At 68.9% G+C, this 15046-nt stretch carries 14 protein-coding genes and 2 pseudogenes; 9 read left to right on the top strand and 7 right to left on the bottom strand.

Going from position 1 to position 15046, the window contains the following annotated elements:
• Positions 1–2: 2 nt before the first annotated feature.
• Positions 3–500: pseudogene (locus Q4V64_RS53585) on the top strand (transposase); the annotation flags it as partial.
• Positions 501–569: 69 nt separating this feature from the next.
• Here Q4V64_RS53585 and Q4V64_RS53580 read toward each other — a convergent pair.
• Both Q4V64_RS53580 and Q4V64_RS53575 read right to left on the bottom strand, forming a co-directional pair.
• The gene (locus Q4V64_RS53580; protein ID WP_303715309.1) at positions 570–1172 is read right to left on the bottom strand and encodes a class I SAM-dependent methyltransferase; all 603 of its coding nucleotides are present in this window, start codon (positions 1170–1172) and stop codon (positions 570–572) included.
• 165 nt (positions 1173–1337) lie between these two features.
• On the bottom strand, positions 1338–1547 hold the full coding sequence (locus Q4V64_RS53575) for an NUDIX domain-containing protein (protein WP_172629640.1): 210 nt from the start codon (positions 1545–1547) through the stop codon (positions 1338–1340).
• 64 nt (positions 1548–1611) lie between these two features.
• On the opposite strand from Q4V64_RS53575, the gene Q4V64_RS53570 reads away from it, so the two are divergent.
• On the top strand, positions 1612–1848 hold the full coding sequence (locus Q4V64_RS53570; protein WP_253267555.1) for a hypothetical protein: 237 nt from the start codon (positions 1612–1614) through the stop codon (positions 1846–1848).
• 36 nt (positions 1849–1884) lie between these two features.
• Here the strand turns inward: Q4V64_RS53570 and Q4V64_RS53565 are convergent, their stop codons facing one another.
• The gene (locus Q4V64_RS53565; RefSeq protein ID WP_124445751.1) at positions 1885–2112 is read right to left on the bottom strand and encodes a hypothetical protein; all 228 of its coding nucleotides are present in this window, start codon (positions 2110–2112) and stop codon (positions 1885–1887) included.
• 384 nt (positions 2113–2496) lie between these two features.
• Positions 2497–4074, bottom strand: coding sequence for an IS1182 family transposase (locus tag Q4V64_RS53560; protein WP_303708624.1), 1578 nt, complete (start codon positions 4072–4074; stop codon positions 2497–2499).
• Between the two features lie 102 nt (positions 4075–4176).
• On the opposite strand from Q4V64_RS53560, the gene Q4V64_RS53555 reads away from it, so the two are divergent.
• From Q4V64_RS53555 to Q4V64_RS53545, 3 genes are all read left to right on the top strand, one after another.
• Positions 4177–7779 carry a protein kinase gene (locus Q4V64_RS53555; RefSeq protein WP_172629650.1) on the top strand — a complete coding sequence of 1201 codons (3603 nt, stop codon included), beginning with the start codon at positions 4177–4179 and terminating at the stop codon, positions 7777–7779.
• On the top strand, positions 7776–9176 hold the full coding sequence (locus Q4V64_RS53550) for a protein kinase (protein ID WP_216377771.1): 1401 nt from the start codon (positions 7776–7778) through the stop codon (positions 9174–9176). The genes Q4V64_RS53555 and Q4V64_RS53550 overlap by 4 nt, the downstream gene beginning before the upstream one ends.
• Positions 9177–9348: 172 nt before the next feature.
• Positions 9349–9537, top strand: a complete 189-nt coding sequence (locus Q4V64_RS53545; protein ID WP_124445836.1) for a hypothetical protein — start codon at positions 9349–9351, stop codon at positions 9535–9537.
• Positions 9538–10477: 940 nt separating this feature from the next.
• Here the strand turns inward: Q4V64_RS53545 and Q4V64_RS53540 are convergent.
• Positions 10478–10966, bottom strand: a complete 489-nt coding sequence (locus tag Q4V64_RS53540) for a hypothetical protein (protein WP_253267581.1) — start codon at positions 10964–10966, stop codon at positions 10478–10480.
• Here Q4V64_RS53540 and Q4V64_RS53535 point away from each other — a divergent pair.
• Positions 10960–11892 carry a hypothetical protein gene (locus Q4V64_RS53535; RefSeq protein ID WP_253267582.1) on the top strand — a complete coding sequence of 311 codons (933 nt, stop codon included), beginning with the start codon at positions 10960–10962 and terminating at the stop codon, positions 11890–11892. The two genes, Q4V64_RS53540 and Q4V64_RS53535, sit on opposite strands and share 7 nt — an antisense overlap.
• Here Q4V64_RS53535 and Q4V64_RS53530 read toward each other — a convergent pair.
• Entirely contained in the window at positions 11833–12330 is a 498-nt protein-coding gene (locus tag Q4V64_RS53530) for a helix-turn-helix domain-containing protein (RefSeq protein WP_124445838.1), read from the bottom strand. The two genes, Q4V64_RS53535 and Q4V64_RS53530, sit on opposite strands and share 60 nt — an antisense overlap.
• Positions 12331–12405: 75 nt before the next feature.
• Between Q4V64_RS53530 and Q4V64_RS53525 the strand changes: the two genes are divergently transcribed.
• Entirely contained in the window at positions 12406–13242 is an 837-nt protein-coding gene (locus Q4V64_RS53525; protein ID WP_124445839.1) for an MBL fold metallo-hydrolase, read from the top strand.
• Here Q4V64_RS53525 and Q4V64_RS53520 read toward each other — a convergent pair.
• Positions 13239–13538, bottom strand: coding sequence for a hypothetical protein (locus Q4V64_RS53520; RefSeq protein WP_124445840.1), 300 nt, complete (start codon positions 13536–13538; stop codon positions 13239–13241). The genes Q4V64_RS53525 and Q4V64_RS53520 overlap by 4 nt on opposite strands.
• Before the next feature lie 785 nt (positions 13539–14323).
• Here Q4V64_RS53520 and Q4V64_RS53515 point away from each other — a divergent pair.
• A pseudogene (locus Q4V64_RS53515) lies at positions 14324–14649 on the top strand (helicase); the annotation flags it as partial.
• 48 nt (positions 14650–14697) lie between these two features.
• Entirely contained in the window at positions 14698–15030 is a 333-nt protein-coding gene (locus Q4V64_RS53510) for a hypothetical protein (RefSeq protein WP_124445841.1), read from the top strand.
• The last annotated feature ends 16 nt before the right edge of the window (positions 15031–15046 follow it).

Raw genomic sequence — 15046 nt, 5'->3', positions numbered from 1 at the left:
TCGCCCAGCTGGTTCGGACACTCGCCCAGGAGGTCCAGGTCCTGAATGAGAAGGTTGCCGAGGCCGACCGGCTCATCGAGGCCCGGTTCCGAACTCACGAGCTGACCGAGGTCGTGGCCAGCATGCCCGGCATTGGCCCGCTGCTGGGCGTCGAGTTTCTCGCCGCGATCGGCAACGACCTCGCGGACTTCGCCGGCCCGGACGGACTGGCAGCCTGCGCCGGCCTGGCTCCGGCACCGCATGATTCCGGAAGGTGCAACGGGAACTTGCACCGCCCGCGCCACTATCACCGAGGTCTCCAGCGCATTTTCTACATGTCCGCTCTGATGAGCGTGCGCTACGCCCCCAACTCGCAGACGTATTACGACCGTAAGCGCGCCGACGGCAAACGCCACACCCAGGCCGTGATCGCCCTTGCCCGCCGCAGAGTCAACGTCCTGTGGGCCCTGATCCGTGACCGGCGCCTCTACGGAGTCACCCCGCCCCAGCCCACCGGCTAGCCGCGGCTCGCAACTGGGAGAACGACGGTGCTAAGGCCGAGCCGTGGAGACAGGACGCTCGGCGCTGCGCTATCGGACACGTACTGCGACGATCGTCGCCAAGGTTGGTGACAGGCGGATCTCAGTCCCACTCAGCAGCGGATGCTCCAGCCAGTGGCGTCGCGCGGCGTCATGTTCGGCGGCACCCGGGGCGCCGGCGGGAATGAAGTCGTCAAGCACGACGGTCCCCCCAACCGCCAGCCATCCCGCGGCTGGATCCAGCGGCGAGTCGACCGACGGGTCTTTGCCCTTACCCCCGCCGTCCAAGACGAGCAGGTCAAACGGGCCGTACTCGACAAGTCCCCGCCAATCGCCCTGCTCTACGCGGACGTGTGGGTGGTCCGCGAAGAGCTCGGCGGCCGCCGAGGCTCGTCCATGGTCGAGCTCGATACTCACAAAGGACGTGGTCGGGTCGGTCGCTTCGACCATCCACGCCAGTCCGACGCCGCAGCCCGTTCCGGTCTCACCGATCCGTCCACCGCGCCAGCCGCGAGCGAGGACCGAGAGCAGTTGACCCTGCTCCGGGGCACACGAGTGATCGAAGCCGAGGCTCGCTGCAAGCCCTACCGCCGACTCCACCAGCGGTGCAAGCCCGCCAACGTCCGAATACGCCGAGTTTCCACCTACCGCCATGCGCACAAACTATCCGGTCGTCTGGTTGAACCCACACGGCTTGACTTCTCCATTGGGAAGCCATGGGCGTTAGGACATTGGCGACCGGAGCGTACAGGTCCCGGACGTCGAAACAGGTGGGCGGCCGACGGCACCTGCCGACCGCCCACACAGCGACTTGAGGCGTCAGAGCTGCGGCAGTACGCGGTCGAAGAACACGCGGTCGGCCGCGAAGACGGGCTGAGGCCGGGAGAATTCTCGCGGCGTGACCCAGCGCACGTCGCTCACCTCGCCCGGATGCATCACGACTTCGCCTTCCTCTGCCTCGGCGGTCCACCAGTGCAGGCGGAAGGCGCATGCTCGGCCTCGTCCGGGGACGGTCGATCTCCAGGGCAAAAAACACGCTGGCGGCCTTCAGGATCTCGTCCGCCCGCTTCAACTCCGCGATTTCTTTGCGGAGTTGCTTCAACTCCTCGCGTTCGGCGGTGGTCAGCCGGTCGTCCCGGTCGCCGATGTCGGCCTCGGCCTGGCGGACCCACTGCCGGAGGGCTTCCTCGTGGATGCCCAGGTCCCGGGCGACATGCGCGACCGGGCGGCCGGTGGCGCGGACTTCGCGGACGGCCCGCTCGCGGAGCTCGTCCGGGTACTTACGTGGTGCTGGCACTGCTCGTGGTTCTCCTTCGGGCCAGGGTCATAAGCCTGGCTTCAGGGACTCCACGAAACCGGGGTCAGCTCAGTGGTCGACCAACTCGGGTCCTTGCTTGTCCCAGTAACCACCCCAGGTGCCGGGCTTTGGGGCGGCGCCGAAGCCATCGACGGTGGAAAAGATGCCGGCGGTGCAGATGACGGTCATGATGTCCTCCTCGGACGGTTGATCGAGGGTGTCGAGAGACAGACCGCGGTGAACCGCGAAACTCATCGCCCTGAGGCTTCGACCAAGCATCAGCACGTCGGCGGGCACGGCCTAGGGTCTCTCTGGCGTGACGATGGATTCGTGACGCAGTCGCGCGGTGATCCGCTCCAGCACCTCGGGGTCCGTCATACGCCGGAGCGTAGGGACGCAACCCGCGACGTCGGGCGGGAAACCGCAAACCCACCCTTGCCAGACGATCTACGCCCCAGACTGCCGCTCACGACCAGCACAAGCACGCCGAAGACAGCACACGCCAGACCCATGACCTGCAACCACTCGATGCACAGTGCTCATTGGGGTGTGGTCGGCGCGGTCGTACTCCTACCGTGACGGGGTGGACGTGCGCAGCTGATCCCTTGGAATCGATCATCTAGAAGATCACTGAAAATCTTGTTGAGGGCTGTCCGGCCGTGGGCCGGGCGGCCCTTTTCGCTATGTGGTGGCCGGGGTGAGGTGCCAGGTGGTGCCGGTCCGGGTGAGTCCGAGGTTGATCAGTCGGCGGAGGTTGAGGGCGGCGGCGCGGTGGTGCAGCCAGAGGTTGTTGGCGATGACGCCGCGGTGCGGGACGCGTCGGTTGCCCTTGGCGACCAGCCAGGCGATGGCGCGTTCGACCGGGGGCCGCCATCTGCGGTATTCGGCCTGCCAGGCCGGGTCGGCGGCGTCTCGGCGGGCGGCGGTCAGCAGTTCATGCTGGGGGTGGATGTTGAGGGTGCGTCCGGTCTTGGATGTGGTGCAGCGCTCGCGCAGGGGGCAGCCGACGCAGAGGCGTTTGAACTGGGCGGTGCGGGCCCCGTCGGCTTTGATCTGGCCGAGGTTGGCGGTTCGTCCGGCTGGGCAGGTCGCGGTGCCGGCGGCTGGGTCGATGCGGAAGTCGTCGATGGTGAAGCCGTCGGGGATCACCTGCCGCAGCGGCGGTGGCTTGATGACCAGGGTGTGGCCCGCGGCCTGCAACTGTTCGCGCAGCTCGCCGGTGCCGTAGGCGGAGTCGCCGAGCACGGTTAACTCGCCGTCCTCCCCGTCCAGCAGATCACGGGCAACGGCCGCTTCGTGGTTGCCGGGACCATAGCCGCCGGTGACAGCGACGGCGGTGAACAGCCCGCTCTCCGGCTCGAAGGAGACGTGTCCTTTGAATCCGTCCTGGTGGCGGGTGCGGTTTTTGTGGATGTGCCGGGCGTCGGGATCGACGGTGGACACCGTCCGGTCGGGCGCGGTGCGCCGGGCGATGCGCCAGCGGCCATCGCGTCCGTCGGAGTCCTCGGCCGGTTCCACATCCTGCCCGGCGACCAGGGCCAGCAGGCCCATCGCGTTCGCGGCCTTCTCGCCCAGCTCACGATCGGGCAGGCGCCCGAGCAGGTTGAGGGCGTCGGTGACCAGCGCATCCACCAGCGCAGCGCGCGCCTGCTCGTCGTTCCAGGCGATCTTCGGTTTGCCCGGGTCGGTGTAGTCGTGCGCGCGGCAGTGCTCCGCGGCGGCCTCCTGGGCTCCAGGGACATCACGGATCACCCGGCGGATCGCGGAGACGATCTGGGTGACGGTGTCCTGGGTGGCCACCGCGTCATCGAGGACGGTGGAGTCCACAGCACGCCGCTGCTTGCCCTTGAGCACCCCGGTCGCGGCCACGACCTCCTTGACCTTGGTGAAAATCCGCATCGGCTCGGCCGAGTGGCGCAGCCGGCGCCTGAAGTACGTCAGCAGCGACGGATCGAACGCCATGTCGTACAAGCCCAGCCCACAGGCCGCTTTCCACCGCAGATCACACCGCAGTTCCTGGACCGTCTCGAAGTCCGACAGCCCCTGCAGGCTCTGCAGCACCACGGTGGCGGCCAGGACCTGCGGCGGCAGACTCGGACGGCCGTTGGACGACGGGTACATGTCCGCGAACATCGACGGCGGGAACAGTGCCTCCCGGTGCTCGGCCAGAAACGCAAATACGCTCCCGGCCGGGATCAACTCCCGGCAGGTCTCCCACACATCCGGCCCGACCATCTCCCCGGCCCATTCCCCCTGCATGCCTACAAGACTGACCCCGGCCCTACCGGGCCGGGGCCAGAACCCGCAACATTTTCAGTGATCTTCTAGTGTTCGTGTGGTCGGCTGGGAGGGGAGCGGCAGGTGGTGGATGGTCAGGTGCCGGCTGTGTGGCGGCCGGGTGAGGTGATCCTCGGTCTGTACGAGGTCCGGGATGTGATCCGCAGCGGGGGGATGGGTCTTGTCCACCGGGTGCTGCACCGTGGGTGGAACGTGGAACTTGCGGTGAAGGCGCCCCGGCCCGAACTGGTCGCCACCGAGAGGGGGCTGCGTGATTTCGAGGCCGAGGCCGCGACGTGGGTGGGGTTGGGGGAGCATCCGCACACGGCGAACTGTGTGTATGTGCGCAGGCTGGGGGGCGTGCCCAGGGTGTTCGCCGAATGGCTGGACGGGGGCAGCCTCGCTGAGGCCGTTCGGGAAGGGCATCTCTACGCGGGCGGTGGCCGGGAAGCGCTGCGCCGCATCCTCGACATCGCCGTCCAGACCGCGTGGGGACTGCAACACGCCCACCAGCACGGCCTCGTGCACCAGGACGTCAAGCCCGCCAACGTGCTGCTCGACGGCGAGGGCACGGCGAAGGTGACGGACTTCGGTCTGGCCAGGGCCCGTGCCGCCGCCGGGGAGAGCACATCAGTCCCGCCGGGTGCCAGCGTGCTGGCCGGGTTCGGCGGCATGACCCCGGCGTACTGCTCGCCGGAGCAGGCCGAGGCGGCCGTCTGGACAGCGGACTCCGGGCGGCCGAGAACCCATCTCACGCGGGCGACCGACACCTGGTCGTGGGCGCTGACCGTGCTGGAGATGTTCGTGGGGCGCCCGCCGTCCCGGTACGGGCAGACCGGCGCGGAGGCGTTCGCGGCGTACCTCGAAGACCGGGCGTCCGACCGCAGAGCCGCCATGCCGGACGGTCTTGCAGCGCTGCTGGGCCGCTGCTTCGCCCATGACCCGGCCGTACGGCCCCGCGACATGGGCGAGCTGGCCGGCGAGGTGGCCGCCGTCTACGCCGAGGCGTGCGGGGAGCCCTACCCGCGCCCTGAGCCGCAGACGGCGGCAGGGCTCGCGGACGAGTTGTCCAACAAGGCCCTGTCGATGCTGGACCTCGGATACAGCTGGGCTGCGGAAGAGCTGTGGCGGCAGGCCGTCGAAGCCGATCCCCACAACCCGTACGCGGTGTACAACCGGGGCCTGCATCTGTGGCGTGCCGGACAGAAGACCGACGCCCAGCTCATCGGCGACTTGGTCCGGGTCCGTGCGGCGCACCCCGAAGACGCGACGGGCGCGTACCTGCTGGGCCTGGTGCACCTGGAGCGAGGCGACACCGAGTCCGCGCGTCAGGCACTGCGGGAGGCCGCTGCCGGACGCCGACCTGGCGACTCCGCCGACTCCGACGACTCCGATGAGATCACCGCCGCACTCGACCGGGCTGAGAGTGCCCCCCGGCCCGCGCCGCCCCGGGTCCTGACCGGACACAGCGGCAGCGTGAACGCCGTCGCGCTGAGCCAGGACGGGCAGCGGGGCGTTTCCGCCTCCTCGGACGGCACGGTCCGCGTCTGGGACCTCGTCGCCGGCCGTGGCGTCCTCGCGGTGCAGGTGACGGACGGCGAGCACGGTGTCATCTCCCTGGCGATCGACGGGGCAGGACACCGGGCTGTCACCAGCGATTACCAGGGCCCGGCGCAGATCTGGGACCTGCGCACCGGCCAACTCGGCCACACCCTCACCCACGCCGACGGAAGCGGCATGGACCGGGCATTCGGGGTCGCGATGAGCGTGGACGGCCGGCTCGCCCTGACGGCACATGGCGCCGGAGGTGTCCGTGTGTGGGACGCCGGCACCGGCAGGTACCTGCGTACACTGGCGGCGGACCCCTGGGGTCGACCGGGTGATGCCGGGGCGCGACCCGCAGGTCCACAGGCCCGCAGCGTGGCGCTCAGCGCGGACGGGCGCCTCGCGTTCGTGTTCCAGGCAGTGGGCTCGTCACCGTGCTGGGAGCCGCGCACCGGCGAGTTGCTGGGCGCCATCGACGCAGACCTCTCCTCCGCCGTCCTCAGTGCCGACGGCCGGACCGTCGTCAGCGGGGAGTGGCCGCTCGGGAAACCCGAAGGCTTCGTACATGTCCGGGACGTCGCAACTCGGCGGCGCCGCATCATCACCCGTCCCGGACCGCCGTCGCAGATCTTCGCCGTGAGCGCCGACGGAAGCCACGCGCTCTTCGCCCAGGACCCGGCCATGGAGCTGTGGGAGACCACCACAGGACGGTGCCTGCGCATCTGGCTTGGAGAGGGACAGCCCACGGCGGTGGCGCTCGGCGCCGACGGCAGGACCGTGCTGGTGGGCGCCTACGTCGGCACCCTCACCGTACGGGGATGGACAGGAGCCGGGCCGGCCGCCGCATGGAGCTACCCGCGCCCGCGCGCGGCCACCGACCGGCTCCGGGAGAGCAGCGTGGTGCGCGGCACACTGGACCGCGCGACCGAGCTGATCGCCCAGGGCCGCCTGAGCGCCGCGGCCCAGGAGATCCGCCGGGCCCGGGCCGTACCCGGCTACCGGCGGCACCGCCCACTGCTCGACCGCTGGTACGACGTGGCGCCGCGGATCGGGCAGCGCATCACGCTGTCCGGGGCGTGGCTGCGCGACACCCCGCTCGTCCTGGGCCGCGAGCCCCGTCTGGCGGCCCGGAGGGCACCACTGGTGCTGAGCCGCGGTACTGACGATGGCGGCGGCAAGCTGTGGGATCCGAATATCCAGGTAGGGGATCTGAGGGAGGGCAGGCAGCGCCACCTGCTGGATGCTGCCGGCGGCGGGAACGGCACTTTCGTCCTCAGCGACGACGGCCGCATCGCCCTGTCGGCAGGCGGCCGGGACGGCACCGCGCAGGTCTGGGACGTCGAGCGGGAACGGTGCGTGCATGTGCTGCGCGCCGACACGGACCGGGTCGGCCAGGTGGCGGTGAGCGGGGACGGCAGGGTCGGGCTCACCGCACACGACGAGGGCATCCGCGTGTGGGACCTGGTGACCGGCGCGGGCCGGGGGGAACTCGTCGGTCACACCGACTCCGACCCGGTCTTCGGCATGCAGATGAGCGCCGACGGGCGCCTGGCCTTCTCCTGGGGATACGAGCGCGTGCCACGCATCTGGGACGTGCAGACCGGGACATGCCGCCATGTGCTGCAAAGCCCCGAGTGGGGCCCTGACCGTTACGCCCTGAGCCGCGCCGGGAACGTACTGCTCTCCAGCCACCAGGACGGCACGGTGAAGGTGTGGGACACGTCGACCGGGGAGTGCCGCCATGCACTCGCCGGCCACGAGCGTTACGCCATCGACGTGGCCGTCTCCGCGGACGGCCGCACGGGTGTCTGCGTCAGCATGAACGGGACAATGCGCATCTGGGACCTCGTCATGGGCGAGTGCCGGCACACCGTCAGGAAAGCGGTGCTCCCGCCGAGCCGCAGGGTCGTGCTCAGCGCCGACGACCGCTTCGCCGTCACCGGCGGGGGCGACGGACTGATACGGGTGTGGGATCTTCGCACCGGCGCCTGCCTGGGCAACCTGGAAGGCCACCGGGCGGGCATCAGGTGGCTCGGGATCTGCGGTGACGATCGCTTCGTCACCTCGATCGACGACTGGCACGTCACCCATGTCTGGGAACTCGACTGGGAGTACGCCTTTCCCGGGGAGGCGACGGAGTGAGCGAGGACCGGGAGCCCGCCGCGGACTCGTTGTCCGTCACCCTGTCGGTGCTGAAAGGCCCGTCCGCGGGACGGACGTTCCCCTTCACCGAACGCACGACCTGTGTGCTCGGCAGGGCCTCCGACTGCTGGCCCAGGCTGCCGGACGGCGACCGGCGCGTCTCACGTCACCACTGCCTGTTCGACATCAACCCGCCCGACGTGCGCGTGCGGGACTTCGGCAGCCTGAACGGCACCTTCGTCAACGGCGAGGAGATCGGCCGCCGTCAGCCGGACCAGACGCCGCAACAGGCCGCGCACACCGCGTTCCCGGAACGCGACCTCGCCCACGGCGACGAGGTGCGCATCGGCAGGACGCTGCTGCGGGTGGAGATCTCCACCGGCGCCACCCCACTGGATCCGACCCGGGCGTACTGCGCCCACTGCGGGCGCGACGTGCCGGAGTACGCCGACCGTGGGCGCTCGGGCGACATCATCTGCGGCGCATGCCGGAAGGACCCCCAGGCCCTCGTGCGGGGCGTGCTGTCCCGGGCGGCGGACATGGACCGCTACGAGGTGGTGCGCGAGCTGGGCCGGGGCGGGCAGGGCGTCGTCCATCTCGCCCGGCACCTGGACACCGGCGAGCTCGTGGCGCTGAAGGTGCTGCTGGCCGAGGTGGCGGTCGGTCACCGTGCCAGGAACGCCTTCCTGCGGGAGATCGAGAGCGTCCGCGGTCTGCGGCATCCCGGCATCGTGGGCTACCACGACAGCGGCTCGCAGGGCGCCACGTTCTACCTGGCCTGCGAGTTCTGCGCGTACGGCACCCTGTCGGAACTGCTGACCGCGCGGGGCGGCACGCTGCCACCAGCAGAGGCCGTCGCGATCGCGGCCCAGGTGCTCGACGGGCTCGACCACGCCCACACCCGCCATGGCCTGGTGCACCGGGACATCAAGCCGTCGAACATCCTCTTCACGGCACTCGGCGCGTCCGGCGCGGGCGGCGTATCCAGCGCATCCGGTACGCCCCCGGCCGTAAAGATCAGTGACTTCGGTCTGGCCAAGGCGTTCGACCAGGCCGGCTTGTCGGGGCTCACCCGCACCGGGGCGGTGGCGGGCACAGTGGCGTATATGCCGCGCACACAGGTCGTGGACTACAAATACGCCAAGCCGGAGGTCGATGTCTGGGCCACGGCGGCGACCCTGTACCGCATGCTGACCGGGACCACACCGCGTACCTTCCCGCCGAATGTGGACCCCATCATGGTGCTGCTCCGGGATGCGGCTGTGCCGATCAGAGACCGCGACCCGTCGATCCCGCGCCGCCTCGCCGACGTGATCGACGAGGCGCTGATCGACAGCCCGCGCATCGTGACCACGACCGCGGAGTCCTTCAGGGAGGCGCTGGAAGCAGCCATCTGAACGGCATGCCCTCGTGACAGCGGTGGCCTTGGCTTGGCCATGCCGCGCTTGGCGAATCGCGGCGTGAGTGGCCTGCCAATATCGGCCAGTGGCTGACTCCCAGGGGTGATCCGGTCTTTCCCGGGCAGGCGGATGGTGTTCGAGCGCCGAGCGCCGAGCTCCGGAGATCGAAATGGTGCATTCACCCACGGAGGGCCACGAGCCTGTCGATGAAGGCAGCGTGCGGACGGCGGAGCAGGCCAGAAATGTGGCCCGTGGCTTCATGCTGGTGGCCGCGCCGAAGGGCGGGAACGAGGTGGCCGCAGTTCTGCTCGTGGTGCCGGAGCTGTTCACCAACGCGGTGCAGCATGCCGGCGGGTGACCGGGTTCCGGCTGGAAGCCCGGCTGGCTATGGCGACGCGTTTTGGGACCACCGAGGCGCCTCGAATCGGCCCCAATCTGTGAAGATCGCCGCCAGCGAAGACGGCTTGAAAACAGTCCTACTTGGCCCTCCGAGCCGGTCACGGGCGGGGCCGATGCAGGTCGCCTCGGAGCGGGCTTCACATTTCGGGGCCTGCTGGAATCGCCTCGGTGGGGCCGGAAGAAGTCGCCCTAGCCAGCCCGGCCGGGGACGGTGACGGTGGAGGTGCAAGACGCCAGCACGACCCCGCCACGGACCTGCCCTGCCACGGCCTGCCCTGGGACGCCAGCAAACCAGGCGGGTTCGGCTGGCGCCTGGTGCAGGATCTGTCAGGCGACGTGCAAGACGTCCATGCGGCGGGAAAGACGGTAACGGCGATCGGGCCGTGCTCCACTGGCGTCATGCCGTAGGGCTGACGAACGGGACCGGACGCCTCGGGCCGCAGAGGAACCCCAGACTCCCACCGCAAGGCCCTTGTTGGTGCCAGAACTCGGCAACATCGCCCTCCGGCAAACCTTGCGTTCCCCGCTCTGAGCGACAAGTGGTATCAGCTCCCACGCTCTGGTCCACTTCTGGGGGTCGCGTACGCGACGTGACTGTCGATCTTCGTGTGGTGGCGGTTGAGGTCACCCGAAAATCGCCCGCCCGGAATGCGGTGTGGTCGACAGTGCTGCGCCGTGAACGAAGTACGGCCGCAGCTGGATGAGCTGTTGTTCTCCTCGGTGGAGGGCGTGAGCGTGGAGTCGATCGAGGTGACCGACACGGTCGTCCGGGTCGAGGCCCGGACCACTGCCAGCGGGGTGGCCTGCCCTGGATGCGGGTGCTGGTCAGGTCGAATACATGGCTAGTCCTGAGGTTTCCTCGTGATCCGCCAGCGGTTGGCAAGTTGGTTGTGGTGTCGTTACGGGTGCGTCGGTTTCGTCTGCCGGAGCGCTCCTGTCCGCGTAAGACGTTCGCCGAGCAGGTGCCCGGGCTCACCCGCCGGTTCGGCCGACGGACCGAGCGACTGCGATCGACGTTGGTCTCGGTCGGTCTTGCGCTCGCGGGCCGGGCCCGCGCCCGGATGACGGAAGTCTTTGGGGTACCGGTCAGCCGGAACATCCTGCTGAGGCTGATCACCTCGTTGCCGGGCCCGCCCATCGACATGCCCCGCGTGGTCGGCGTGGACGAATTCGCTCAGCTCAGAGGCCGTATCTCCAGCACTGTGCTCGTCGATGTCGAGACGCGTCCTCCGATCGACCTCCTGCCCGACCGTGAAGCAGACACGCTGGCGGCCTGGCTCGCCGAGCGGCCCGGCATCGAGATCGTCTGCCGAGACCGCGCCCCCTTCTATGCCGAAGGTGCCACCCGAGGCGCCCCACAGGCCCTCCAGATCGCCGATCAGTGGCACCTCTGGCCAACCTGGGAGAAGCCGCCGAGAAGTGCGTCTACCGGCACCGCGGCTGCCTGCGCCCTATCCCGACACCGCCCGACGAACCGCAGGCGGAGGCGGAGCCGACTGCGTCATCGCCGTGGCCGACGGGCCACCGCTTCGCCGAACGCACCCGCGGCAAGCACGCCGCAATCCACACGCTCCTGGCGGCCGGTCACAGCAAGCGGTCCGTCGCCCGGCAACTCGACATGACCCTCAACACCATCTTGCGTTTCTCCCGCGCCGCCACCGCGGAGGAACTGTTCACCGGGCAGTGGCAGAGCCGCGCGACCAAACTCGACGCCTACAAGCCTTACCTCGACCAGCGGTGGCGGGAAGGCTGCACGAATGCCTGGAGACTGTGGGGTCGGCCGGTCAGCCGCCGGCGCGTGCCCCGGCCGCCATCGGCCCGCGCCGTCACCCAGTGGATCCTCACCCACCCCAACGCCCTGGCCGAGGGCGACCGGCTCCAGTTCAAGGCCGTCCTGGCCGCCTGTCCCGAACTGACCGTACTCGCCGAGCACGTGCGCTCCTCCCCCACATGCTCACCCACCCGCAAGGCGACCAACTGCCGGCATGGATCGAAGCGGCCACCGCCACCGAAGCCCAAGCGTCGAACTTACGCGGCGATCCGCCGTGCTGCCTGGGCGAGGATGTCGTACCGCGCCTTGATGCGCGAACACGGTGTCGGATACCGCACGGTCAAAGCGGCGTTGGAATCGGTCTGGCCGCAGCCTCGACGCCGGCCGACGGCCGCGCGGAGTGTCCTGTATGCCGTTCCCATGCGAGACATCATCTCGGGCGGCGCCCGTTGGCGCCTTGGGACATGGCCGACGGCCAGGCAGCTACGAGGAGCTGGTGGCAGCGAGGTAAGCCGCGTTCAGGCGTTCGCGAACGCTCGGTGATCGCGGTGGGGATTCGGAGCCAAGGTGCAAGTGGCGAAGTTCGTCCATGTACTCCTCCCAGAGCGCGGGGCCGCCTTGTTCGAGCAGCTCGGCGCGAACGCGCAGTGCGCGGCTCGTGGGCCGGTGGCGAAGTCCCCAGCTGCCGAGCTGCGCGAACACGGGTACGAGTTGGATCGCGGGTTCGGTCAGGCTGTAGCGCGCCCGCTGGCCACGTCGCGTGTCCTCGCGGGTGAGCAGTCCGAACTCGACGAGTCGCTTGAGTCGGTCGGCGAGAATGTTCGAGGCAATCCCCTCGATTGAGTTGGCCTGCAGCTCCCGGAAGTAGCGACGGTCTCCGAAGACGATGTCACGGAGGACGAGCAGACTCCAACGATCGCCGAACACCTCGATGGCTGCGTTGATCGGGCACTCCGACCGCGGCTCATTCGCTTCACCCATAGTGCTTGCAATCTACCACCACCAGGAACTAGCGTCTCGACGAGCGGTTACACATCACAAGCGGAGGGGGCCACCGTGCTGAGACAGGTCGCGGAGGGCGTGCTGAGCCACCAGAGCGAGTTACTCCAGAACAACACGGTCGTCGTGCAGGGCCGGGCCGGCGTGTTGCTCATCGACCCCGGAATAACGGGCGTCGAAATGGCCTGCCTCGCGAACGACCTTCGCGAGTTGGGCCAGCCCGTTGTGGCAGGCTTCTCGACGCATCCCGATTGGGATCACGTGCTCTGGGACACCGAACTCGGCGAAGCGCCCCGGTACGGTACAGCCCGCTGTGCGGCTTATATGCGAGATCTGCTGTCGAACCCGGACTGGAAGGCCCGCGCCGCCGAGGGGCTACCGCCGGAAGTCGCCGAGGAGGTACCGCTGGACCTGTTCGGCCGCATTACCGGTCTGCCCGCCGAAACTACGCACATTCCTTGGGATGGCCCTCAAGTCCGGATTATCGAGCATCCGGCGCATGCCCCGGGCCATGCGGCGCTGTTGATCGAGGAGTGCGGCGTTCTCGTCGCAGGCGACATGCTTTCTGATGTCCTGATTCCGATGCTCGACAACTTGAACAGCACCAATGACCCGATTGAGGACTACCTTGTCGGGCTGCGCCTACTCGAGGGCGTGGCGGGCGACGTCGATGTCCTCGTCCCCGGTCATGGGTCCGTCGGCGGAGCTGATCAGGTACGCGCACGGATCGACCAGGATCGGTCGTACGTGCATGCCTTGCGTGACGGCCATGCTCCCGATGACCCCCGGCTCGGCCCATCGGCTAAGCCCGGCTGGGAGTGGGTAGGCGATATACACACCGGGCAAGCCCAGCGCCTCGCCCGAGGAAGCGAGCGGGACGGGACGCCCGGCTAGCTCGCGGTAGTGCCGGGCCCAGCGATTCCGCTCCGAGGCTTCGTCGAGGGACAGCGACCGGTCCGGACCGTCACCGTTCCCGCACCGGCCCCCAGCTGGAACCCGGTCACCCCGCCAGCATCCAGCACCGCATCGGCGACCGGCTCCGATACCACCACCAGCACCGCATCCACGCCGCTGCCGCCCTCCGGCGCGGCCACCAACAAGAAGCCCCGGGTCAGGTCCCTGGCCTGCTCAGCCGTGCGCATGCGACCGTCATCGACAGGCTCGTGGACTTCCGTGAGTGGCTGCATCATCAAGGTCTCCGGCGGCTCGGCGCTCGGACCCCCTTTCCGACCGCCCCGGACCGACCCGATCAATCCGGAAGCCACTCTCTCAGGTGTCCCGGACCGTTGTTCGGGCCATCCGCGCACCACCCGGTCCTCTCGGAGCGTTGCTGGTTCTCATCGACATTTTCGGGCTCCGCGATCCTCGAGTGCTACCCGAAACCGTCGATCGACGTTGCTCGCTCCCACATACAGAACCAATCGGCTCTGTCGGTGAGTCGTAGTGTCGTTTGTCGTTGAGCGCGGATGTCACCATTGTTCTGGCAAAAGCGATATCACTGTGTTTTAGGGGCAGTTAGGGCATTGTGGTGGGACGATGGCTATGCTTCTCCCTCTGGGGGCACCGATGCGCCTGTCGAAATCCAAGGCCGATCTGTATGCGGCGATCCGCCGGGACCACCGCGCCGGGGTGTCGATGCGCGCTCTGCTTGAGACGGCTCTCAGGAACTTCAGACGTGCAGATGCCATCAAAGTCGCCGAGGCATATACCGAACGGCGCGGGCTCAGCCCCGCGTCATCTCCTAGGTTGGCGATCCTGGACAGCAATGGCCAGGAAAACCCGGACAGAACACGGTGCCCCTCGTGTAGTCGCACCTTTACATCTTCCGAAGCACCTGATCAACGGCCATACCCAGTGCCCCTGGTGCGACACGATTCTGGGCATCGGCGGGCGCCCGCTCTTCGACTGATCGCGCGTCCAAGTCTGCGTAAGGCACTGGCCGAAGTGCCACCGCCTCAGGCTGCCAAGGGCCCAGCCCGGTGTACTGATGGACGGCGATGACATCGGACGGTGGTTGAAGCGGCAGACCGAGCCGGCCACTTGAGCGCAGGTGTCCACCGAACAGCAGGAGCGGCTGTCCAGGCGCCGCCTCCGGCCCCTGCGGCCACGCATGCGACGAAGGGCCCGAGCAAGGCGCAGCAGGCGTACCAGCGCGGCCTGACCGCCCTCGCACAGTGGGTGGAGCGGGAAGGCGCGGACCGGCCGCCGCTGCGCGGGCACAGCGAGCAGATCGCGGTCGACGGCGAGGCGGAGCCGGTGGTCGTGAAGCTGGGCGTATGGGTCTCGAACACCAAATCGAGGTGAGGCGGGCTCATCCCCGATCAGCAGGCCGCCCTCGCCGCCCTGGGCGTGCCCTGGGCAAAGGCCGCACTGGTGCCGGCCCCGTCCGGCGGCCCAGCTCCGGCGAACGACGGTCCCGTCCAGGACGCGCCGTCGGAAGCGCAGGAGAACCACGACCAGGGCGACACGGTGACGGGGGAAGAGCGCGAGACCCAGGCAGCACGGGGCCGGACGCGAGCGCAGCGCATGAACGAGCTGATGCGCAGCCACACCAAGGCAGAACTGCTGCCCATGGCCTGCGCGGGCGGCCTGGTGAACCACAACTCCCCCGAGAAGTGGCGCAAGGACGAAATCGCCTCCGCCATGGTCGACATCGAACTCCGAGCTGCCGACCGGCCCTGACCACAGCATGATGCTT

Origin of the sequence: Streptomyces sp. NL15-2K (assembly GCF_030551255.1) — a bacterium.
Taxonomy (GTDB): Bacteria; Actinomycetota; Actinomycetes; order Streptomycetales; family Streptomycetaceae; genus Streptomyces.
The sequence above is the reverse complement of the archived record's forward strand: the minus strand, read 5'-3'. Positions and strand labels throughout refer to the sequence as shown.